This window comes from Nitrospira sp. CMX1 (assembly GCF_054902215.1).
The window spans coordinates 16,484-36,353 of sequence record NZ_JBUBKD010000057.1 but is presented as its reverse complement, the minus strand read 5'-3'; the positions used below and the strand labels follow the sequence as shown (position 1 = coordinate 36,353).

Here is a 19,870-nt window from a genome sequence, read left to right as displayed (position 1 = left end):
ATGGTTCTCGTAGAGAGTGTTGTATGAGACTCGATGCTGGTCAGATGGAGGTGTTGGATCAGACCATGGTAGAGGTCTTGCGCCAAAAGACTCCTGCTCAACGTCTGCAGATCGGTTTTGTGCTGTGGGCTTCCACCAAGAGCATGCTAACGGCGCATTTGTCCGCAGAGCATCCTGATTGGACACAAGAACGCATTGGTCAGGAAGTGGTGCAGAGAATGTCACAGGGAGAATCCTGAGTTGTTCAAGCAGCGTTCCAGAGACACGTTCGTGCTGAGCTTGTCGAAGCATGAACGGAAGGGGCTAAGTTGTGAGCCCTTCGACGAGCTCAGGGCGAACGGATTCTCAATTGGATTTGTATAGGGAAGACAGGGTTTCCACGCTGGGAGCTAAGGCAGAATGGCGGGTAATACATTCGGTCGAATCTTTACCGTTACCTCTTTCGGTGAAAGCCATGGTCCGGCAATTGGCTGTGTCGTCGATGGCTGCCCACCTGGGCTGACGCTATCCACCGAAGATATCCAGAAAGATCTCGACCGACGGAAGCCCGGTACCTCTCGTCATGTGACCCAGCGGCAAGAGTCGGATACGGTCGAGATTCTCTCCGGCGTGTTTGAGGGAAAGACGACCGGTACACCCATTGCGCTCCTGATCCGCAACGAAGACCAGCGTAGCCGGGATTACGGTAACCTGATCGATACCTTCCGGCCAGGCCACGCTGATTACACTTACTGGCAGAAGTATGGGATTCGCGACCATCGCGGTGGGGGACGAGCTTCAGCTCGAGAGACAGCGGTACGTGTGGCGGCGGCGGCGATTGCGAGGAAGTGGCTCAACGAAAAGTATGGGGTGGTCATTCGTGGGTATCTCAGCCAGCTTGGGCCTCATGAGTTGCCATTCAAGACTTGGGACTCGGTGAGTCAGAATCCGTTTTTCTCTGCTGATCCGGATATCGTACCCAAGCTCGAATCTTTCATGGATGAGTTGCGGAAGGCCGGGGATTCGGTCGGGGCTAAGATTACGACGATTGCTGAGCATGTGCCGGTTGGGTGGGGTGCGCCGGTCTATGCGAAGCTCGATTCGGATCTGGCCGCAGCGATGATGAGTATTAATGCAGTCAAGGCTGTCGAAATTGGGTCAGGCTTTGCCTCGGTGACTCAGCGCGGCTCTGAACATGGCGACGAACTGACGCCAGAAGGGTTTCTCTCCAACAATGCCGGAGGCATTCTCGGCGGCATCTCAACAGGGCAAGATATCGTCGTCACCATTGGTATCAAGCCTACGTCGAGCATCCGCATCCCACGCAAGTCGATCGATAAGCAGGGCAAGCCGGTCATGGTGGAAACCAACGGCCGCCACGATCCCTGCGTCGGTATCCGTGCCACCCCGATCGCCGAAGCCATGTTGGCCCTCGTTCTCATGGACCATGCACTCTTACATCGGGCACAGAACGCAGATGTGACGACGAAGACTCCGAAGATTGCTAGTAGAATAAAAGATACCGACCTCACAGACTAAGATGCAGCTAACCTTGAAGTATATTCTTGACCCTCTCGGAACGTGATTTATTCAATGGTCAAAAAGATTCTTTCCCATAAAGGCTTGCCGGGCTTGAAGAGTTGAGTAGAGCATCCAGCTATAGTTACATGGCTATAGGTAGGTATAGTGGTACCAGATTTTCAGTCATTGATGCTTCCAGTCCTTGAGCGTCTCTCCTCAGGAGGCGATCAAGCTTCATCTGCCATCCGACAGACTGTGTCCGCACATCTCAGCCTTTCTGCTGAAGATCTCTCTACCATGCTACCAAGCGGCCGCCAGACTACTTTCAGCAATCGGGTGGCATGGGCACTGAGTTACCTCAAACAGGCCGGTCTTGCTGAGAGTCCAAGGCGTGGACTTTATCGCATTACGCTCAGAGGTACTGGTGTCTTAGCGGAGCATCCAGACCGCATCGATATCCAATACCTGATGCGTTTCCCTGAGTTTGTTGCATTTAGGACATCCGGTGCCGAGATTTCTGATCCCATACCTGCAACGGCCAAGGCTGTTGCTGAAACAACCCCTCTCACTCCTGATGAGCAAATTCGACTTGGATATAGTCGCTTGCAAACTAATCTCGCAGCTGAGGTGCTTGAGCGTGTGCGCCAGGCGTCCCCTAAATTCTTTGAGGAACTAGTTGTCGAGCTGCTTGTGGCAATGGGATACGGTGGTTCCCGGGAAGATGCTTCTTCTGTTCGCGGTGGCAGTGGGGACGAGGGTATTGACGGTATCATTAAAGAAGATCGTTTAGGACTGGACACCATCTATGTTCAAGCTAAACGATGGAAGGAAAATGTAGGTCGTCCTGAGATCCAACGATTCGCTGGTGCACTTCAAGGGCAGAAAGCTCGTAAAGGCGTGTTCATCACAGCGTCAACTTTTACGGCGGATGCGCGTTCCTACGCTGCCAATCTTCAGACAACCATCGTCCTTATCGATGGTCCCCAACTTGCCCAGCTAATGCTGGAAAGTGGTATTGGAGTATCACAAACTGGAACAGTTAAGCTGCTTCGCCTCGATGAGGACTATTTTGTCGAAGAGTAGATGTGTTTTCTAGATGGGGTACTCTAGATAACCCGATCAGTTTTGTCTCTCGTTATTCCAAAAACAGACCGCAAAAAGGAAGACTTGTCGAGCTAGGTGCTCAATGTGGCGTCGCCTGGAGCTTGGCGAAGGCTTCACGGGCCTCGTTCACGATTGCCGCGAGTGCTTTGTCTGGGCTGCCGGCATCGAATGGTGGTTGCGGATCGTACTCGATCAAGAGTTGGGTGAGTTGTGCCGCATTGGCGCCGAACTCCTCGGCTACTAGTGTGAGGGCCATGTCGATTCCTGAGGAGACGCCGGCGGCGGTGAAGACTTTGCCATCTCGGACCACTCGCTCTGTCGTTGGGATTGCTCCAAATTGTTTGAGTACGTCATGCGCGAGCCAATGGGTGGTGGCTTTTAATCCACGGAGCACACCAGCTGCTGCCAAGCCCAATGCCCCCGTGCAAACCGACGTGGTCCATTTGGTGGCCTTGTGCACTTGGGCGATCCATTCGATCACTTGCAGGTCACCCATGATGGCTTTGGGGTAGGCCGTTCCTGGTACGAGGAGAATGTCGGGACTGGGAATCTCATCGAGACTGTAGTCTGCCGTTAACCGGAGCTTACCGAAGTCTGTCTGCTTTACCCCCTTCTCGCGTGCCACGAAGCGCACATCGGTGTTGAGTGTTGGGGCCTGGAGCACTTCGTAGGGGCCGATGGCATCCAGCGCCGTCATCCCGTCATACAATAAGATTGCCACTTGTAGTTTCTTTGTTTCCTGTACGTCTTGCATGGTTGCCTCCATGGTGATGTTCTGCGTCAGCCATTACGGATCTGGTGTCCCATCGTATGAAATCGTTGTCGATAGTCCTGTGGCGTGATGCCTTTATGCCGCTGGAATGTGCGGCGTAACTGTTCGTGCCCGGTGAAACCACAGGTCTGTGCCGTGATATCAAGCGACGTGTTGGTGGTTTCCAAGAGGCGAACAGCATGTTCCAAACGAAGCTTCTCCAAATAGAGTGCCGGTGTGTCTCCGGTTTCCGTGACGAAGACACGCGCGAAGGTTCGTGGGCTCATGCCGGCTTGTGAGGCCATGTCCTCCACAGTCATCGGCTTATGGTGATGGTCCGCCAGCCAGCTCAAGTGGTCGGCTAACCGTTGCCCCTCGACGGCCTGAGCTTGTAGTTGTGTGCTGAATTGGGACTGCCCGCCGGGACGTTTCAGAAACAGGACCAGCATCCGGGCTGCAGCCAGGGCGATGTCACGCCCGAGATCTTCTTCCACGAGTGCCAAGGCCAAGTCCATGCCCGCCGTGATTCCGGCTGACGTATAGACGTGACCGTCCTTGACATAGATTGCGTCTGGCTCGACGGTGGTCGACTGATACTCCTTTGCTAAACGCTCGACCTCACTCCAATGGGTCGTCGCACGGCGGTTGTTGAGCAGGCCGGCTTCTGCGAGTAGGAAGGCACCGGTACAGATCGAGCCGATCCGTCTGGTGCGGCGTGCCATGGTGCGGAGCCAGGACAGGAGTTTCTGATTGCGCTGAAGCGCGGTCATGTCAGGTCCACCGCAGACCAGCAGTGTGTCGACCTTGTTATGAAAGTTCTGCCACGAGGCATCCGCAATCATGCTGAGTCCTGATACGGAGCGGACTGGTCCTGCTTGATCTGCAAGGAGCACGATCCGATAGGGCGGCACTGCCTTGTCCTGTGCGAGAAAGGATGGCAGGGAGAAGACCTCGTAGGGGCCGGTGATGTCGAGTGCTGCGACACCATCGAAACCAAGTAAGGCGATGGTGCGCGGCCGATGCTTGGTTGTTTTTCCGTTCTGTTTCATGAGCCGTATCTTCCTATCAATCTGAGAATGGCACAATGACAAAGATGCTGCAAAAACTGCCATACGTGCCAAGATGTATAGACAGGTGTCGCTTGGCAGAGCCCAGTTTCATTTGCGCAGGGGGCCAAATCCAAACGACCACTAGCTGGGTTTCGAGGCCTGGGAAGTGTGCAATCATGGTGCATTGACGTGACTATCGAAGGAAGATAAAATTAAACTAGTTGCAGACTAGACTGTAGAGGGAATTAACCATGAAAACCATTGGGGCGTTTGAAGCCAAGACACATTTGGCAGCCTTGCTTGAGCGGGTGAGCAAGGGGGAGACGATTATCATCACCCGGCACGGCGTGCCTGCGGCACGGCTGGTTCCAGTTGAGGAGCCTGCAAAGCGGATGATGCATGCGACGCTGATCGAGCGTATGCGTGATCTGCGCGCACGGGTGAAGCCCGATCGGATAACTGTCAAGGAGATGATCGAAGAGGGGAGACGATTGTGAAGAGCGTGGTGCTTGATGCCTCGGTGGCGCTGGCCTGGTGTTTTCCTGATGAACACAGTCCCTATGCCGACCAGGTTTTACAAGAGGTGGAAGGGCGGCCTGTGCTGGTTCCGTCTATTTGGGCGCTAGAAATCGCCAATGGCCTCTTGGTCGGTGAACGGCGCAAGCGTCTTGGTCAGACTGAGATTGTTCGATTTCTTGATCTGTTGGAGGCATTACCGGTTCAGAAAGTCTCTGTGCCGATCGCTACCCAGATCTCAGGAATCCTGCCGCTGGGCCGCGAATATGGGTTGTCTGCTTATGATGCGTCCTACCTAGATGTGGCGATTAGACGTGGGGCCGACTTAGCGACGGCTGATGACGCGTTGGAGAAGGCTGCAAGGAAAGCAGGAATTGGGATCCTGTGTGCACCGCTTTCACGAAGAACCAAGCGGTAACTTCTCTCGAATATAGCCGGCCAGTCTCCCGGTCGTGTAGTGGTAGGTCCTATTGCAACCCGCGCCCCTCAACCTTACGAATCTCGATTGTCTGTAGGGTGATGACTAAGCCCGAGCTGATCTGCTGTTCGATCCAGGCAAGGAACCCTTCGACCTTATCGCGCGAATCGACGATTTCAATGGTGATGGGCAGATCTTCAGCCAATCGTTCGATTTTGAAGGTGTGGATCACGCGGGTGTGGGGACCGAATCCCATGAGCCCTCGGTAGACGGTGGCTCCGGCCAGTTGCCGCGCGTGAGCCTGTGTAACGATCCACTCATAGAGGGGATGTCCAGCGTGTTTATCTCCTTCTCCGACATAGATTCTTAGCAGGCAACCCTGTTCAATACGCATGATTCACTTCCAGAGTAGATAGGCGGTGGAATAACCAAGCCAGACTGCGCCAAGGCCCAGGATTGTATGGCCGATGATATTTCCGAAAGCCAACCACAATTCTCCATCGCGAAGCAGATTCATCGTTTCGTTGCCGAAGGCCGAAAAGGTTGTGAAGCCGCCCAGTATTCCGACGATCAGAAAAGACCTGGCCTCCGCGGGAATGACGCCTCGATGATCGGCCAATTCGGCGAGAAAGCCAACCAGTGCGCATCCCACAAGATTGACGGCCAAGGTGCCGAATGGAAATTGAATACTCTTGCTGAGTTGTTGCGCATAGCCGCTCACAAGGTAGCGCAAGATGGAGCCGATGAACCCGCCAGTGCCGATGAGGAACAATGCACGCAAGATGAGACTCTCTGCAAAATGTGAGCGTCAGTGCCAGGTCATTGTACCCAAGTAACTTGTTCGAGTCACGGAATTCACTCTGGCTCTGTGAAAAGACACATAGTACAATCGCCGAGGCGAAACGATTTAGTCAAAGGATACAGCCTATGATTGAGATCTACACCGATGGGGCCTGCAGCGGGAATCCCGGGCCTGGGGGGTGGGGTGTGTTGGTGCGAGATGGGAACGTCGAAACCGAATTCTCCGGTGGCGAGCCGGCGACGACGAATAACAGAATGGAATTACTCGCGGTCATTGAAGCCTTGCAGTCGTTCGCTCAGCCGGTACAGGCGCGGGTCTACACGGACTCACAGTATGTGCAAAAAGGCATCAGCGAATGGATCCACAGTTGGAAACAACGGGGCTGGAGAACAGCCGGGAAGGATCCAGTCAAAAATGAGGACTTGTGGCGGAGGCTTGATGAATTAGCTGCCAACCATACCCTCGAATGGCATTGGGTCAGGGGGCATAACGGGCATCCGGAGAATGAGCGGGTGGATGCGCTCGCCCGAGCTGGTCTTGAGCAGGCACGACGAGGTGGGAAACCAGCCGGTCGTCCAGCTCTAGTTCCTGCCGTGCCGTCTTGTTCTTCAGCCGACACGAAGGCGATCGTCGAAATCCGGCATGCGACGGTGTATCGAGGCGACACCTGTGTCTTCTCGGACTTTTCATTTTCTCTTAGAGAGGGTGAGCATGCCGTGATTCTTGGACCCAACGGGGCAGGGAAATCCACGCTGCTCAAGTTGCTTTCGGGTGAAGTGCATGCCATGTCGAAGGATGAGACGCGGTGGGCGCTTTTCGGCGAGGAGCGCTGGAATGTCTGGGACGTGCGAAAACAGATCGGTATCGTGTCACACGATCTCCAACGGGATTACCTGATCTGTGCCGAAGGGCTCAATGTGATTCTCTCAGGCTTCTATGCCTGCAACGATATCTACGCGTATCAAGAGTTCAGCAAGACACAGAAGACCAGGGCCTATGAGGTGATGCAGGAATTGGGAGTAATGGATCTGTCCGGCCGCCGCTTCGGTCACTTGTCCACCGGTGAGCAGCGACGGTTCTTGCTCGGGCGAGCCTTGGTGCATGATCCCCCAGTACTCGTGTTTGATGAGCCAACCAGCGGCCTTGATCCGAAGGCCTGCTTTCACTACCTTGATCTATTGCGTTCGCAAATCAGCAAAGGCAAGACCCTGTTGCTGGTGACGCATCACCTGCATGAAATCCCACCGGAGATCGATCGCGTGATTTTCCTCAAAGCTGGGAAAATCGTGGCCGACGGTGCCAAATCAACCTTGCTCACGAGCGATCAGATCAGCAGACTCTTCGACAGTAAAATGACCCTCGTACAGGCTAATGGCTGGTATCAGGCCCTGCCGGGGTAGGATGTTGAAAATGCCCTCAGCCTACTAATTCGAATCGTTACCGGTTTCTACCGCAGTACCCTCGCTTCTTTTTGACGAAATCTGGTTTAAACGATAGGCTTCAAAGGCTACGATTATTGGTAGCCGGTCATGTGTCAATCCCGCTCTCAAACCATTAGTCGACGAATCCAGATTGTTTCCATTGCTCTTCTCAACCTTTATGCCATCGCCTCACTCTTTGAGTGCTCCTCGTGGGCCGAGACCTGGGTCTGTCCCAGGTCAGGGCAAGCGGATCTGTATACGGACCGTGAATACCCGGGTTGTCGGCAAGTGGGAGAGGCGAAGACCTATTCACCGCTGATCATTTCTCCGATGCCGAAGGCGTCGCCAAACCGCAATTTTCCTCCACCGTCTCCATCAGTTGCGAATACCGTCTCGTCCGAATTTTCACAGCAACCACAGGGGAGGAAGCCCTTGCCCTTTTCAGACGTCACATTGTCCTTGCCCCTCTTGAGTGTTGGGCAGGATCGTGTCGGTTCCATCACTGGTTCATGGAGGGGATACGTGGCGCAACTCATGGTCGGGTACAAGGCCGACGGAAGAGGCCCAGAGATTCTTGGTGACTCCAACTTAATGCCTGTCTCTGCTCATTCTTTTCGTACGGCGGTCGCAGTGGCCTCAAGGGCGGTAGGCTATGACCCGCACTATCTTAGTATCCGGATTCTCGTTCCGGACCCAGTAGATGGACCCAGTGCCGGAGGGATTTTTGCTGTGGGTGTTGCTGCCGCCCTGCTTGGCGATCCAATTCGTCAGGATATCTGCATGTCGGGCACGATTGAGCCGGATGCAGAGATTCAAGCCGTGGGGCGACTCATGGATAAGATGAATGCCTGTCGAGATCTGAGAAAGACCACGATGATCGTGCCGGATGCATTGGATAATAGTCGTCTTGCCTTTACCGGTGCCGAGCGCTCCATCCAGGTGATCGAGGTGCATACACTCGCGGAGGCCTATAGCGCCGCCACCGGGCAAGCACTGCGCCAGGCTCCGTAGCTGTGTTCCCCACGCATCATGTTCCATGAAGAGGAGGGTCGTCATGAACAGGATTCTACGCTTGGTAGAATTGACACTCATCAGCCTTGTGTGGTTGGTCCCCGTTGCGTGGGCTGCAGATCCGGTCTCGATCAACTCCCTGCAGGCGTACCCCGAAGCGTACAAGATGAAAGTCGTCCAAGTCACGGGGATGGTCAGTGGGTATCAGATGCAGCACTTCATTGGAAGTAGCTCGAAACTGGAGAAGTGCGTCCAGAATTTTTTGGTTGATGATGGGAGTGGGATGATTCAGGCCAGCTATGCGGCGCTCTGTCAGATGGGGCCTGTCCTCCTTAAAGACGGAGATCAGGTCACAATCGAGGGGCACTATTTGGGAATGCTGGATGTGAAATCGGTGAGGAAGAACTGAGGGAAAGTTCGTGCATTGTCAGGATGTACGGATGGGGTATGAGGATGTCGCTATTTCCCCCGAACCCCAAAAAAGGCGCCGGCGCCGGCGGCACCGGCTGAGGGGAGATAGCCGACTGCCACTTCCTTCAAGCTCTGAGCTTGGCCTCGGGCCCAGTCGAGCGTGCGATTTACATCGCTCTGGATCAAGTTCCATTCCAGGTGAATCCAGCCGGTGGTTTTGAGAATGACCACGAGCGCCGCCAATGAGATGGTGATCAACAGCGCAACCTTGAGGGTTTTCCGAAAGGCCCAGCCGAGCAAGAATCCGCCGAGAAAGCTGGCGCCCCCGCGGGCGAGTGCCGGCGACATCATATCGCTGAGCCATGCGCCGAATCCGGCGACGGTTGTGGCGCTTGCGGCCATAAACGATTTGGCGGCCCAGGGTGGGTCGGACAGCAGGGGCCCGAGTGTTTTCGCAAGAAAGCTGCTTTTTGCCGCAGGAACTGGGTTGCTCATAGACGATGGTTCTCAAAGGTATTGCAGACAGACGGATCCCCGGACTCCAGCCCACGCTTCAGCCAGGTCATCCGTTGTTCGGATGAGCCGTGAGTCCAGCTTTCCGGCTGGACGTGGCCACGCGACATCTTCTGCAGTCGGTCATCGCCAATGGCTGCCGCTGCGCGGAGCCCTTCTTCAAAATCTCCCGGCTCGATCAGGTTCCGGTTACGTTTGGCATGGTAACCCCACACACCGGCATAGCAGTCGGCCTGGAGCTCCATGCGAACCGACAAGGCATTGCCCTCCGCTTCGGAGGCCCGCTGCTGGAGACGATGCACTTTTTCAGCGACGCCCAGGACATTTTGCACATGATGGCCGACTTCGTGCGCGATCACATAGGCTTGGGCAAAGTCCCCCGTTGCTCCCAATTGATGTGCCAGCTGATTGAAGAACGCCAGGTCGAGATAAACTCGACGGTCGTTGGGGCAGTAAAACGGACCGACCGCTGAGGAGGTGGTCCCACAGGCTGATTGCACCGCTCCGGTAAACAGCACCATGCGCGGATCTTGATATCGTGACCCGAGAAGCTCTCGCCATGTTGTTTCGGTATCGGCCAAGACGATGGACGCAAACCGACCCAGTTCATCTTTCGGGGCACCGACCGCGCCTGGTTGTGATGGAGACGAGGGCGAGATCGATTCGGTCACACTCTGGACGCCTGTCAGGAGATTGAGGACGGTCAGCGGATTGACACCGGTGAAATAGCTGACGGCCAAGGCCAGTACAATCGTGCCGATGCCGAAGCCTCCTCGTCCGCCGATACGAGCAGGGCCCATCCCGCGACGATCTTCAATGTTGTCGCTTTCGCGTTGGTCGTCGATCCTCATATAGAATCCTCAGAACCTTCTCGAGTCTGGCACAATCAGTCTGACTCCTTCTCCATCGTCTGAATGAACTTGTCGGCTTCGGCGATGGAACGGTTCATATCTTTCACCAGCTGATCGACCTGCGCATCCACTTTCACGAGTTCACCTTTGATGGCGGAGAGTGCCCGCGCATTCAGATTGTGTTTCAGATAGAGAACCTGATCGCGCAGCGGTTTGAGGACCGGTTCAATGCGCTGCTCCGCCCGTTTCATGGCCGCGAGCATGTCACGGTAGCGGCTTTTAGTCTGGGTGAGCTTGGCTTGGCTCTTCCGGCGCAGGTCGGCGTTGGAGTATTGACCGAGTTCTTGTTCCCATTCCGAGAAGAGGGCGTCCGCCACACTTTCGACGTCGGAGATCTTCTTCCTGACGGCCTTGGCACTGTCTTCGCTGTTCTCGAGTTCTCCGTTCAGCTTCTTATAGGTGGCTTCGAGATCACCGCCTTCATAAGCGACGACCTTGCCGAATTGCTCGAGTGTGGTTTGAATTTCTTGCTTGGCGTCTTCCTGCGCATCTCGCGCCGATTTGACACGGCTGCTCAGGATATCGCGCTTGGCATACCCCATTTTCTCCATGGTGGCCATGTAGGCCTTATCACAGGAGGAGAGACTCAACGGTAGAAACGACAATAGGGCGGCCAGGAGGAATCTGAACATCTTCACCTCTCTACGGGGATCGTGCATTGGCGAGCCAGTCGGTTTCTTACTATCATGGCTCGGTCCTGCATCATAACTGAAGAACGTATGGGGAGAAAACCCCTAATTGCACACGATGCCAAGTAGAAACCACCGCACCTTCGCGCTATAGTGTGCCTATGCATCTTGCCTCTTTCAAGTCATCGTGGGTGGGGGTGTTTATCCTGGCTACAGCCTGTTCGTCACCGGGGATTATCCCAGAAGCGCTCGAGCCTCTCGTTGACCGAGCCGTTGGCTTTCGCCAGCTGGCGAGTGCTTCGGAGTCGTACCAGGGAAAGATCGTGGTTCTCGGTGGAGTGGTCCTCAAGGCGAAGCGGCTCAAGGAAGGCACGCAGATCGAACTGTTGCAGGTGCCGCTCGACAAAAGAGAGAGACCGATTCTCGACCGCCAACAATCGCAGGGGCGATTTCTGGCGCTCCAGCAAGAGTTTCTCGACCCAGCGACGATTGTCGAGGGATCGGCGATGACCGTTGTCGGAGAAGTGTTCGGAGCCAAGATCGACTACCTCGACGACGTGGAATATCGGTATCCGGTTGTGATCATTAAGCACCTCCATTCCTGGCCCGCTCAATCGTATGACAACACCCAACCACGGCCCAGATTCTCAATTGGGCTTGGGGGTGGAACTGGAATCGGTCTTGGTGGAGGCGGTGGATTCGCCATTGGATTTTGAACCAGGTGAGAACGATGCGGGATGACTTCTGCCGTACACCTAGGGTCAGTAGAAGTTGTATCGTAAGAGGATGGTGGCGAGCATGGCCCCGTCGTGCCACGATTGAGTAAAGGCCTTTCCAGGAAAGAAATATCCAAGGACAAACTTGGTTTGTAGGTGAGGTATGCCTTGATAGCCCACCACAAGATCGACTTCACTGCCGATATGTTTGCTGAGTCCGGTTGGATCGGTTGAAAGATCGGAGCCACGAATCCGCTCCGACTCATGGTCTTGCATGTAATAATGGTACACCAGGTCAAAGGAAGTCTTAGCGAACGGTTTGATCCCTACGCCGCCGGTAAAGACCATGAGGTTGGTCAGTCGTGGGTCGAGTACTTCGCCATAGTACTTGAACCGAGCGACGCCGTTGAATTTATCGGAATTGCCCTGAAACCCGGTTTGCCGAAATGATGTATCGACTTTGTCATCAGGGTTGTTGTCACCGGTCCCATAGGCATAACCGACAGTAAGAGACGGCTCCCAAGATCCGTTGAAAACCTGTGTCAGTCCGACGTCGATCGCCTCTCCTCGAATACTGTTCCCGCCGCTGGACCCACGCACGATGGCTGTTTGGAGCCAGTACTTCAAGTCGCCTAACAGTCTCCCACCGGACTGGAGCCCAACATAGAGAGGTTGGGCCGTACCGAGCCGTTGCTGATCCTGATAGAGTGCAAAGAGTCCGATATGGTTTTTTTTGCCGAACTTGTAGTTGGCATAGGCGTAATAATTGACGAACCCTTCCTCGTCCTCTTCCGCTTCCCGTCTTAGGAGATTCCGCTGCACGAGGTTCAGTTGGCTGACCGACAGCTCCAGCGAAAATTGTTCATGCTGATAACCCAGCCTGATCGCGTCCATATTTTCGTTGAACAGCCAGCGTCTGGAGTCGATAAAACGCTGTCGTCCGATTTGGAATCGTGTGCCTGGGACAATGTTTTTGACCGTGAGGAAGGCTAAGTTGAGATTCAATTCTTTTGTCTGTGTCGTCTCCTCGACCTCCTCTACGGCGACCGGTAGTTCGAGGATCGGATTCACATAAATTTGAAGATATTGATTCGGCTCATAGGCGAATGCAGGGGCGAGGATCGGTGTCAGGATGCTGTCGGCTTCGCCCGGATTGGACGAGAGTCGGTAGTTGCGATTGGATTCTCCCTCGAGTGACACATAACCGCCGACAAACAGATTGGGTCCGATGGGGATCGTGGCTCTTGGTGGCGCGTTCGGATCAAAGGGCTCCACGAGTGGACCGGTCGTCTGACCGTTTGTGTGACTGTACGTCGGAAGAATTGGACCATTGGTTGCCGAAGGCTCGTTTGACGACGGTGTTGAAGATTGTAGTGTTCTATCCGCGGTTTCCTCTGCCGCATAGGCGACGGTGGTCAGCGATAACGTACAGGTTGCCGCTATGAGGATCCGTCGTATGGGAAGCCCGCGGTTCATGGGTGTTAGACGAAAAGGCCGCGCTGGCGTTACCTTATTGGTGTACAGCATCGAAAAATATGTTGGGCTACGTCAGATGGCCAGATTGAGGACGGACGTAGACATCCGATTGTTGCGCGTAGAGGCCGGCGTAGAGCCCATGCTGATCCAGCAATTGGCGGTGTGTGCCCTGTTCGACCAAGCGGCCTTGGTCTAAAACGAAAATGCGATCGAACAAGTCCATTCCAACCAAGTGATGGGTAATGACGATCGTGGTCCGATCTGCTTGGATGCGTGTGATGGCTTCACGAATATAGGTGGCCGATCGATGATCCAGTGACGCGGTGGGTTCATCCAGCATGAGAATGGACGGTTGTTTGACGAGTGCTCGTGCAAGGCAGATCCGTTGCCGTTGGCCACCGGACAAGGTGCTGCCGCGTTCTCCAATGACAGTGTCGTATCCGTCCGGCAGGGCCACGATGAACTCGTGGGCATTTGCCTCCCTGGCCGCTTCGATAATCTGCTCGCGAGCCGCCTGCTCGATGCCGTACGCAATGTTCTCCGCGATGCTGGCTCTGAACAGCAGAGTGTCCTGGAGCACCACGCCGATGTTGTGACGGAGCGATTCGCGCTCGTAGACGACAAGGTTCCTCCGATCGAGAGCGATCGTGCCTTCCGACGGTTGATAGAGTCGGAGCAGCAGGTTAAGGACCGTCGATTTTCCGGCTCCAGATGGACCGACCAGCGCCACTCGCTGACCGGGCGCAATCTGGAGGGAGAGGTCATGGAGCACGGGACATCCTTCGAGATAGCTGAATGAGACATGTTCCAAACGGATGTCGCCGATCAGATGATCCACCTTGATGGCGTCTGGGCGGTCCTGAATGTCGGGTTCATTACCGAGCAAATCGGCAATGCGTCGGACGCTGACCATGGCCTGGGAAAATTGAGTCGACAACTTGGACAGGTCCTTGATGGGACTGTAGAGATTCTTCATATAGCTGACGAAGATCAAAAGATCTCCTGGGGTCATGCGCGCCTTGAGGACTTGCCATGCTCCCAAAAACACGGTGGCGGCCGTACTGACGGCACCGATGATGGAGACGACTCGCGTGACTGCCGCGGTGGTTCTGGCCGTTCGAAGCCCGGTGTGAAGGTGTTTGGCACTTTCCTGGTCGAACCGATCTTGCTCGACCCGTTCTCGCCCGAAGGTCTGCACGACCGAGATAGACGACAGCAGCTCATTCAGTCGCGAGGCCATATGACTGTCTCGCTCACGCTGATCGCGTGTCGTCGCCAGAATTTTACGATTTAAGATGAAAAGAGCGCTCACGAGAATCGGCATCGTGGCCAAGATGATCAGGCTCAGTTCCCAATTGACGGCAAACATGACCGTAAACATGCCGACGAATGTGAGGAGGTGGCCGGACACGGTTAACGGAATGTCCGTGAAGGCATTCTTCAGGGTTTGGGTATCACCAGCGAGTTTCGTGAGCAGTTCGCCGGAACGGGTTTGCGAATGGAAGGACAGCGAGAGCCCTTGGACGTGAGCAAAAAGGTGTCGTCGGATCGCAAACACCAAGCGATGGCCGATTTTGCTCGTGACAAATGATTGGGCATAGGACAAGGCACCGTTCATGGATGCGATCACGGCGATCGATGCAGCCAGGCCGGCCAACAGAGACAATGGCCATGATTGGGAGAGTCTCTCAAGAAATGCCAATGAGGAAGGGATCGGTTTCTGGAGCAGGATGTAGTCAAAAATGAATTTGAGCGGCCATGGCGCCACAAGCTGCATGAGGGTGACACCCAACAGACAGCCGGCGGCCAGGGCCAGATGGCGCTTGGCCGAGCGTAAGTGCGAGACGATGATGGCTCGGAATCGAGCGTACCCTCGACGAGCGATATCCGTCTGTCTCATCGTGGTACCACCTGTGGTTCTCGTGTGAGCGGCAGCAAGGTGCGAAACGTATGGAACCGTACGATGGAACGGCGAATGAGCTCACAGAGAATCTGATCAAGAAAACTGAATGCGTCCGGGGCCATGACGTTATGATGCAACAGCAGTCCTACGACGGGGAGCCTGTCCCACTGCGTCATGAGTTCACGTACGATCTCATGCGGAGATTTCATACGCGCCCCTTCTTTCCAGGTGTAGAGGTCCAGCGTCGTGGAAATTTCTGAGAACCGGTACTCGGTGACACAGCTCTTTCCCAGATCCTTCGACAACACATGAAAGCCGAGTTCATCGAGAGCGTGATGCGTGTCCTTGGTGCAGCGATTCCAGGGCGGGGTGAAGGCTGGGAAGAATAACTCTTCAAATGTGGCCTCAAGAAGGGCTTTCCCCTGTGCGATGTCGTTCAGTTGCTGCGTGAACGAGCGGGAAGGGCCGAATTCACATTTGCGTCCCTCCGGCTCGTGATTGCTGTGCATCCAGCCATGTTGGTCCAGACTCAACAGAGCATGGTCGGCCCGAAGGGCGTTCTTGAGAATGGTCGTGCAGGCCGGCGTGAGACGACCAGGGATAATTTCTAGATTCATCGGCACACTTCGGGCCAGTGCAAGATCAAGCAGATGCTTAAGCGAGTCTTCATCTTCGTCGACATCATCATCGCGAAGAAAAATGTGGAGGTCTCGGCCGTCAGCCTCCTTTGTATCGAGAAAGTGCTTGAGCTCGGTGAGCCATTGGCCAGGTTGATGTATGGGTGCCGAGGTCGAGGCTCTGCTCGCACTGAGAGTCCGACCGTGTGGCTGTGACGCCAGTCGTTCAATCGCCATGGCTGTCTCTCGTCCACCGTTAGTATTAATGGAATGTGGAGCATGGATTTGAGAACGACTCAGGGATGCCACAATCTTTTCTGCCAACCTCGCTGGGCTGAGATCGGTAGGCTTCAGCAGGGTCAGGAGCCCAAGTCGTTCCAGTTTCTGTGCTCGAATGGTTTGCTCATCATTCTTGTGACCGGTAAAGGGCCACACGAGCGCGCGAGTACCGGTATTCAGCAGATTCATGCAGGTGTTGTAACCCGCCATTGAGATGGACAAGGCGGCCTGCTGCATGAGTGATTCGAAGGATGAGGTAAAGCGACGGACCCCGATGTGTGAGTACTGAGCTGCAAGCTCGTGGAGTTGCGCATACTGGTGCTCGGGCATATAGGGACCCGTGAACAGCAGCATCCGATGGGGCACTCTCCGAATCAGCAGAACGGAGGCACGAATACTCCCGTCGAGCAGTTCGTAGCCCACGCGCCCTCCGCCGATACTGGCAAGCACCAGCGGAGTGCCGTTGGATACCGGTTTCTCTCCTGCCAGGACTGTTTCCATCGGTATATTGGATTCCTGGGCGACAAAGCCCGTGTACTGAACATCGCATCGGAGATCTTGGCAGCGTGAAAAGGTTTCATCCAACGTCTGAAAGGTCGGGTCCGAGTGAATCAGGAGCAGATCGAAGTACCGATTCATCAGGCTCACGACCCAGCCTTCGTGACGAACCTGATCCGGTTTTGTCACGAGAATATCTCGCAGGCTACAGACAACTTTGGTAGACGGGGAGGAGAGACGGATGTGCGCCAGCAACGGCAGTAATTCGAAGGCAAACCGCTTTCTCCCGAATGGGAAGAGTTCGATGACCACGACGTCGGGACGAAAGTGCCCGAAAAGCTCGAACAACATGTGCTTTCTGGCCAGTTGGATCTGCTCAAGGGTGGTGTCCTTGCCATGAATGTTCAGTCCTTGGAATTCGCTATCTGACGTGATCGGGGGCAGGTTGACGATCGTGACCCACGATGGCACCTCCACGCCGGAGAGTGATTCGCCTCCGTTTACAAACACAACGGTGCAATTCCTAAGCGCGCGTGCGATAGCCATGCTGCGGATGAGATGGCCCATCCCAAGGATGTGCTGACAATAGATGAGAATGTGGGGTTTCTCGGTACTCGCCGTCTTGTGCTCAGACTGGTCTCTCATAGACTGAATCCTCTTCCGGCCCACCGGATAATTTCCTCGACGGTTCCCTCAAATCCTGGCGCGAACCGCACGTAATGCCGATAGGCCTTATTGATGAATTGGAGCCGGGTATGCCAGGTCAACCGCTCGATCGGGACGTCCCATTCCACCTGTTGGCGGTAGGCCTGATACAGCCGAGTCGCGAGATCCCGCACAAATTGCCGGTCCAACCCACGGAAATGTAGATCGACTATAAAGTTAGCAAGATCCTGAACCGGGTCTCCGAGGACTAGCTCATCAAGATCACAGAACACGAGCTGTCCCTGGTGGGCGAGTAGCTGTTGAATGTGAAAATCCCAATGGATAGGACACGAAGGAATAGTTGATGCCTGAGGCGCGGTCTGTTCGAGGTCATCGGCCATGGCCATACATGTTTTCGCGAGGGATGGGACGGCGTCTGAGAGTTTCGCTAGTTTCTTGCCAACCTCGGCGATATGTTCGACTGGCTGATGCGTCAGCAAGCCGACTACGTGACTGGTATGCAGCGAAGCCAAGCCTCGTGCGAGTTCCGCGATGTACTGGTCAGAGTTCGATGGGTTCAAAATCTGGAGGAGCGGTCTACCGGGTACGCCGAGTTGCCACACGGTATTCGCCGATGCGCTGTACCCAAGCGGTTGTGCGACGGTCATGGCATCAGAGTCATGACGGGACCGGTCCCAGAAGTATTGGAGTCGTGCACAGAGGGATCGTCCCTCGTTCTGACGAAATGTTTTGCCGAACATCTGGTACGAGCGGTTCTGGATGGAATCGTACAAGTCATAGCGGTTCGTGCACCGTATTTCCGGTCGGTAGTTCACGACGTGGCTTGCCGTCACGTGCGGTGTTCCGCTCATGCCGATTCGGCTCAAGCCTTCCGATGGGAGGTGTTCCCCAACGGCCTGAAGATTGATGAGTTGAGACAAATGGGGAAGGACGGGATCGTGGGGGAATCGCCAGATGACGGCATCATATTTCGGCACGTGAGTCACTGCCTGGTCAAGCGCCTGTTCGGCATGTCGGTCATGGCCGAGACAGCGAAAGACCTCGGCACTGCGGCCGTTCAGATAGGCCTTGAGGTAGACCAGACGTTGGGAATCCTGACTCGTTGAGGGTTCTTGCACCGTGAGCTGATAGCAAGCAGACAATGTGGATTTGACCCTACTTGACGATTTCATGAACGTCTTCAGTCTCGCATCTTGAATGGTACAGTCGCTGATCCCACGAGAAGTACTCGCCAGTTCAGGCAGGCAAGATCGAAGGATCTCGGATGCGGTACCCGGACTTGTGAACTGTTGAAACCTTTGTTTCATCGTTGGCCAATCAGCGTCGACCATCGGTTTGTTGGCCGCCTCTGTTTCGATGACCTCTATAGGTGCCATGTTTTCAGGCTATGGTTTGTGTCGTGGCCGCTCGTGTAGATCCCTGTTAAAGAGACATCCCGAAGCTGATCAGCCAGTAGCCGGGCCTGTCGGACACCATTTGAAGAGAGTGAGGTGCCGAGCTGACCAGACACGCGTTTCTCTCGGTTCAGCAGACTTTCACCGTGGTGAACCAGGTGGACGGTGGTTGGGCGGAGTGTTGTCTGGGCGCTCACTGTTCACTGGTCCTTTCACAAGTGGCAGTCGATTCGTCAGTTGGAGAAGGTAATGCACAGACCTTGGAAATTTCGTGGGCAAGGTTCAGCAGACTGTCCAACAATCCTAGTCGACCGTCCTTGAGACGGGTTACGCATCGATACGAACGCTCGGTAACCAAGGCCACGGCGGTAAACCAGGCGAGCGTTGGCTGATCAAGCTTCCATGGTGCGCATTGATTGTAGTGCTGGAGAAATGTCTGCAGTGGACCTGCCGCTTGAGACAACGGCATCTGCTTCGCCAGTGCCCCCGTCAGCAACCCGGCAACAAAGCTGCCGATATCCTGACCAGGATGTCCCTGACAAACGTTGTCGAGATCGATCAAGGCGATCCTGTCGTGTGTCAGGAACAGATTCTTCATATGGAGATCACCGTGTAGCGTCGTGGTCGGTTCAACAGAAATGGTTTTGGCCTGATCTATTAACCGATCTCGTAGCGGGATAAGTATGGATCGGCAAGAAGGTCGGCACCGCATCAACATAGATGTCACTACTTCGAGCTTGCCGAGCAGCTCCAATACGGTGATCGGTGGAATATTCGACACAGGGGTTGTGTGGAATGTGGCGACTGCGTGAGCGGCTTTCTTCAGAATGGGAATACCGGCTGGGGCTTCAAAGGAGTTGTTTTCCAGCGTGGTGCCATGAATACCCAATTGCCACAATGTCTTGAGTCGGGCGTCGTACCACAAGGGTTGCGCCATATGCAGCTGCCCACTCCGTCTGGGGGCACTGTCCCATAGTTGGCGCATGACGCGATCTGTTTGGACGCCGTCCTCGTTGTAGTAGGTCTTGCCGAAGATGGTCAGCGTCTGTCTCGTATTCTGGGACGGGTGGATCAGTTCAATCGATGTCTGCATTGTGCAGCTGTGTTCCCCAACATAGTGCATCAGTCGGGACCTCGAGTGGGCCACGCGCCACCCTGTGCCTACATGCGATAGGAGCCAGCTCGGCGGAGTTTCAGACGTGCTGTGGGTTGCATCAATAGCGGCCGGCAACGTGTGCATCTTGCGATCGCTCGGAAAGCTCCAGAGGACCATCTCGAGATCGCT

The 19,870-nt window shown here is 54.9% G+C and carries 22 protein-coding genes and 1 pseudogene; 10 read left to right on the top strand and 13 right to left on the bottom strand.

The window, feature by feature from the left end:
- The first annotated feature begins 23 nt into the window (after nucleotides 1-23).
- From ACYX34_RS14280 to ACYX34_RS14270, 3 genes are all read left to right on the top strand, one after another.
- Nucleotides 24-239 carry a hypothetical protein gene (locus ACYX34_RS14280; protein WP_462077239.1) on the top strand — a complete coding sequence of 72 codons (216 nt, stop codon included), beginning with the start codon at nucleotides 24-26 and terminating at the stop codon, nucleotides 237-239.
- Between the two features lie 160 nt (nucleotides 240-399).
- A complete protein-coding gene (aroC, locus tag ACYX34_RS14275) occupies nucleotides 400-1,518 on the top strand; it encodes a chorismate synthase (RefSeq protein ID WP_462077238.1) in 1,119 nt (372 codons plus the stop codon).
- A gap of 171 nt (nucleotides 1,519-1,689) precedes the next feature.
- Nucleotides 1,690-2,583: a restriction endonuclease gene (locus ACYX34_RS14270; RefSeq protein WP_462077262.1), complete on the top strand. Its 894-nt coding sequence runs from the start codon at nucleotides 1,690-1,692 to the stop codon at nucleotides 2,581-2,583.
- Between the two features lie 100 nt (nucleotides 2,584-2,683).
- Here ACYX34_RS14270 and ACYX34_RS14265 read toward each other — a convergent pair whose 3' ends face one another.
- Together ACYX34_RS14265 and ACYX34_RS14260 are read right to left on the bottom strand one after the other, a co-directional pair.
- The gene (locus ACYX34_RS14265; protein ID WP_462077237.1) at nucleotides 2,684-3,358 is read right to left on the bottom strand and encodes a DJ-1/PfpI family protein; all 675 of its coding nucleotides are present in this window, start codon (nucleotides 3,356-3,358) and stop codon (nucleotides 2,684-2,686) included.
- A 26-nt stretch (nucleotides 3,359-3,384) separates the two neighbouring features.
- The gene (locus ACYX34_RS14260) at nucleotides 3,385-4,404 is read right to left on the bottom strand and encodes a GlxA family transcriptional regulator (RefSeq protein WP_462077236.1); all 1,020 of its coding nucleotides are present in this window, start codon (nucleotides 4,402-4,404) and stop codon (nucleotides 3,385-3,387) included.
- A gap of 251 nt (nucleotides 4,405-4,655) precedes the next feature.
- Between ACYX34_RS14260 and ACYX34_RS14255 the strand changes: the two genes are divergently transcribed.
- Together ACYX34_RS14255 and ACYX34_RS14250 are read left to right on the top strand one after the other, a co-directional pair.
- A complete protein-coding gene (locus tag ACYX34_RS14255) occupies nucleotides 4,656-4,901 on the top strand; it encodes a type II toxin-antitoxin system Phd/YefM family antitoxin (RefSeq protein ID WP_462077235.1) in 246 nt (81 codons plus the stop codon).
- Nucleotides 4,898-5,338, top strand: a complete 441-nt coding sequence (locus ACYX34_RS14250; RefSeq protein ID WP_462077234.1) for a type II toxin-antitoxin system VapC family toxin — start codon at nucleotides 4,898-4,900, stop codon at nucleotides 5,336-5,338. Before ACYX34_RS14255 ends, ACYX34_RS14250 begins: the two co-directional genes overlap by 4 nt.
- Before the next feature lie 49 nt (nucleotides 5,339-5,387).
- Here ACYX34_RS14250 and ACYX34_RS14245 read toward each other — a convergent pair whose 3' ends face one another.
- Together ACYX34_RS14245 and crcB are read right to left on the bottom strand one after the other, a co-directional pair.
- Complete coding sequence (locus tag ACYX34_RS14245; protein WP_462077233.1) at nucleotides 5,388-5,732, bottom strand: DUF190 domain-containing protein; 345 nt, start codon at nucleotides 5,730-5,732, stop codon at nucleotides 5,388-5,390.
- Between the two features lie 3 nt (nucleotides 5,733-5,735).
- Nucleotides 5,736-6,119: a fluoride efflux transporter CrcB gene (gene crcB, locus ACYX34_RS14240; protein WP_462077232.1), complete on the bottom strand. Its 384-nt coding sequence runs from the start codon at nucleotides 6,117-6,119 to the stop codon at nucleotides 5,736-5,738.
- A gap of 146 nt (nucleotides 6,120-6,265) precedes the next feature.
- Between crcB and rnhA the strand changes: the two are divergent.
- The 4 genes and pseudogenes from rnhA to ACYX34_RS14220 form a co-directional block, all read left to right on the top strand.
- Nucleotides 6,266-6,700 (top strand): annotated as a pseudogene (rnhA, locus tag ACYX34_RS14235) (ribonuclease HI); the annotation flags it as partial.
- A 33-nt stretch (nucleotides 6,701-6,733) separates the two neighbouring features.
- On the top strand, nucleotides 6,734-7,540 hold the full coding sequence (locus ACYX34_RS14230; protein ID WP_462077261.1) for an ABC transporter ATP-binding protein: 807 nt from the start codon (nucleotides 6,734-6,736) through the stop codon (nucleotides 7,538-7,540).
- 129 nt (nucleotides 7,541-7,669) lie between these two features.
- Nucleotides 7,670-8,572: a S16 family serine protease gene (locus tag ACYX34_RS14225; RefSeq protein WP_462077231.1), complete on the top strand. Its 903-nt coding sequence runs from the start codon at nucleotides 7,670-7,672 to the stop codon at nucleotides 8,570-8,572.
- A 43-nt stretch (nucleotides 8,573-8,615) separates the two neighbouring features.
- Nucleotides 8,616-8,981, top strand: a complete 366-nt coding sequence (locus ACYX34_RS14220; protein ID WP_462077230.1) for a hypothetical protein — start codon at nucleotides 8,616-8,618, stop codon at nucleotides 8,979-8,981.
- Between the two features lie 50 nt (nucleotides 8,982-9,031).
- On the opposite strand, the gene ACYX34_RS14215 is transcribed toward ACYX34_RS14220, so the two are convergent.
- From ACYX34_RS14215 to ACYX34_RS14205, 3 genes are read right to left on the bottom strand one after another with little or no spacing between them, the layout of a single operon-like run.
- The gene (locus tag ACYX34_RS14215) at nucleotides 9,032-9,478 is read right to left on the bottom strand and encodes an FUN14 domain-containing protein (protein ID WP_462077229.1); all 447 of its coding nucleotides are present in this window, start codon (nucleotides 9,476-9,478) and stop codon (nucleotides 9,032-9,034) included.
- On the bottom strand, nucleotides 9,475-10,347 hold the full coding sequence (gene ypfJ, locus ACYX34_RS14210) for a KPN_02809 family neutral zinc metallopeptidase (protein WP_462077228.1): 873 nt from the start codon (nucleotides 10,345-10,347) through the stop codon (nucleotides 9,475-9,477). Before ypfJ ends, ACYX34_RS14215 begins: the two co-directional genes overlap by 4 nt.
- A gap of 35 nt (nucleotides 10,348-10,382) precedes the next feature.
- On the bottom strand, nucleotides 10,383-11,039 hold the full coding sequence (locus tag ACYX34_RS14205; protein ID WP_462077227.1) for a DUF2959 domain-containing protein: 657 nt from the start codon (nucleotides 11,037-11,039) through the stop codon (nucleotides 10,383-10,385).
- Nucleotides 11,040-11,197: 158 nt separating this feature from the next.
- Here ACYX34_RS14205 and ACYX34_RS14200 point away from each other — a divergent pair, with 158 nt between their 5' ends.
- Nucleotides 11,198-11,752 carry a Slp family lipoprotein gene (locus tag ACYX34_RS14200; RefSeq protein WP_462077226.1) on the top strand — a complete coding sequence of 185 codons (555 nt, stop codon included), beginning with the start codon at nucleotides 11,198-11,200 and terminating at the stop codon, nucleotides 11,750-11,752.
- A 45-nt stretch (nucleotides 11,753-11,797) separates the two neighbouring features.
- Here the strand turns inward: ACYX34_RS14200 and ACYX34_RS14195 are convergent, their stop codons facing one another.
- The 6 genes from ACYX34_RS14195 to ACYX34_RS14170 form a co-directional block, all read right to left on the bottom strand.
- Nucleotides 11,798-13,228, bottom strand: coding sequence for an alginate export family protein (locus ACYX34_RS14195; protein ID WP_462077225.1), 1,431 nt, complete (start codon nucleotides 13,226-13,228; stop codon nucleotides 11,798-11,800).
- A gap of 67 nt (nucleotides 13,229-13,295) precedes the next feature.
- Complete coding sequence (locus ACYX34_RS14190) at nucleotides 13,296-15,128, bottom strand: ABC transporter ATP-binding protein (RefSeq protein WP_462077224.1); 1,833 nt, start codon at nucleotides 15,126-15,128, stop codon at nucleotides 13,296-13,298.
- Entirely contained in the window at nucleotides 15,125-17,170 is a 2,046-nt protein-coding gene (locus ACYX34_RS14185) for a glycosyltransferase (protein WP_462077223.1), read from the bottom strand. Before ACYX34_RS14185 ends, ACYX34_RS14190 begins: the two co-directional genes overlap by 4 nt.
- Nucleotides 17,167-18,567 (bottom strand): phosphotransferase family protein, encoded by a 1,401-nt coding sequence (locus tag ACYX34_RS14180; protein ID WP_462077222.1) that lies wholly within the window; start codon nucleotides 18,565-18,567, stop codon nucleotides 17,167-17,169. Before ACYX34_RS14180 ends, ACYX34_RS14185 begins: the two co-directional genes overlap by 4 nt.
- Complete coding sequence (locus ACYX34_RS14175; protein ID WP_462077221.1) at nucleotides 18,555-18,782, bottom strand: histidine phosphatase family protein; 228 nt, start codon at nucleotides 18,780-18,782, stop codon at nucleotides 18,555-18,557. Before ACYX34_RS14175 ends, ACYX34_RS14180 begins: the two co-directional genes overlap by 13 nt.
- Nucleotides 18,779-19,678 (bottom strand): phosphotransferase, encoded by a 900-nt coding sequence (locus ACYX34_RS14170; RefSeq protein WP_462077220.1) that lies wholly within the window; start codon nucleotides 19,676-19,678, stop codon nucleotides 18,779-18,781. The genes ACYX34_RS14175 and ACYX34_RS14170 overlap by 4 nt, the downstream gene beginning before the upstream one ends.
- Nucleotides 19,679-19,870 lie beyond the last annotated feature (192 nt).

Coding starts and splice junctions, on each gene's coding strand:
- ACYX34_RS14280 (WP_462077239.1), top strand. CDS start 24: ATGAGACTCGATGCTGGTCAGATGGAGGTGTTGGATCAGACCATGGTA.
- aroC (WP_462077238.1), top strand. CDS start 400: ATGGCGGGTAATACATTCGGTCGAATCTTTACCGTTACCTCTTTCGGT.
- ACYX34_RS14270 (WP_462077262.1), top strand. CDS start 1,690: ATGCTTCCAGTCCTTGAGCGTCTCTCCTCAGGAGGCGATCAAGCTTCA.
- ACYX34_RS14265 (WP_462077237.1), bottom strand. CDS start 3,358: ATGCAAGACGTACAGGAAACAAAGAAACTACAAGTGGCAATCTTATTG.
- ACYX34_RS14260 (WP_462077236.1), bottom strand. CDS start 4,404: ATGAAACAGAACGGAAAAACAACCAAGCATCGGCCGCGCACCATCGCC.
- ACYX34_RS14255 (WP_462077235.1), top strand. CDS start 4,656: ATGAAAACCATTGGGGCGTTTGAAGCCAAGACACATTTGGCAGCCTTG.
- ACYX34_RS14245 (WP_462077233.1), bottom strand. CDS start 5,732: ATGCGTATTGAACAGGGTTGCCTGCTAAGAATCTATGTCGGAGAAGGA.
- ACYX34_RS14225 (WP_462077231.1), top strand. CDS start 7,670: ATGTGTCAATCCCGCTCTCAAACCATTAGTCGACGAATCCAGATTGTT.
- ACYX34_RS14220 (WP_462077230.1), top strand. CDS start 8,616: ATGAACAGGATTCTACGCTTGGTAGAATTGACACTCATCAGCCTTGTG.
- ACYX34_RS14215 (WP_462077229.1), bottom strand. CDS start 9,478: ATGAGCAACCCAGTTCCTGCGGCAAAAAGCAGCTTTCTTGCGAAAACA.
- ypfJ (WP_462077228.1), bottom strand. CDS start 10,347: ATGAGGATCGACGACCAACGCGAAAGCGACAACATTGAAGATCGTCGC.
- ACYX34_RS14205 (WP_462077227.1), bottom strand. CDS start 11,039: ATGTTCAGATTCCTCCTGGCCGCCCTATTGTCGTTTCTACCGTTGAGT.
- ACYX34_RS14200 (WP_462077226.1), top strand. CDS start 11,198: ATGCATCTTGCCTCTTTCAAGTCATCGTGGGTGGGGGTGTTTATCCTG.
- ACYX34_RS14195 (WP_462077225.1), bottom strand. CDS start 13,228: ATGAACCGCGGGCTTCCCATACGACGGATCCTCATAGCGGCAACCTGT.
- ACYX34_RS14190 (WP_462077224.1), bottom strand. CDS start 15,128: ATGAGACAGACGGATATCGCTCGTCGAGGGTACGCTCGATTCCGAGCC.
- ACYX34_RS14185 (WP_462077223.1), bottom strand. CDS start 17,170: ATGAGAGACCAGTCTGAGCACAAGACGGCGAGTACCGAGAAACCCCAC.
- ACYX34_RS14180 (WP_462077222.1), bottom strand. CDS start 18,567: ATGGCACCTATAGAGGTCATCGAAACAGAGGCGGCCAACAAACCGATG.
- ACYX34_RS14170 (WP_462077220.1), bottom strand. CDS start 19,678: ATGCAGACATCGATTGAACTGATCCACCCGTCCCAGAATACGAGACAG.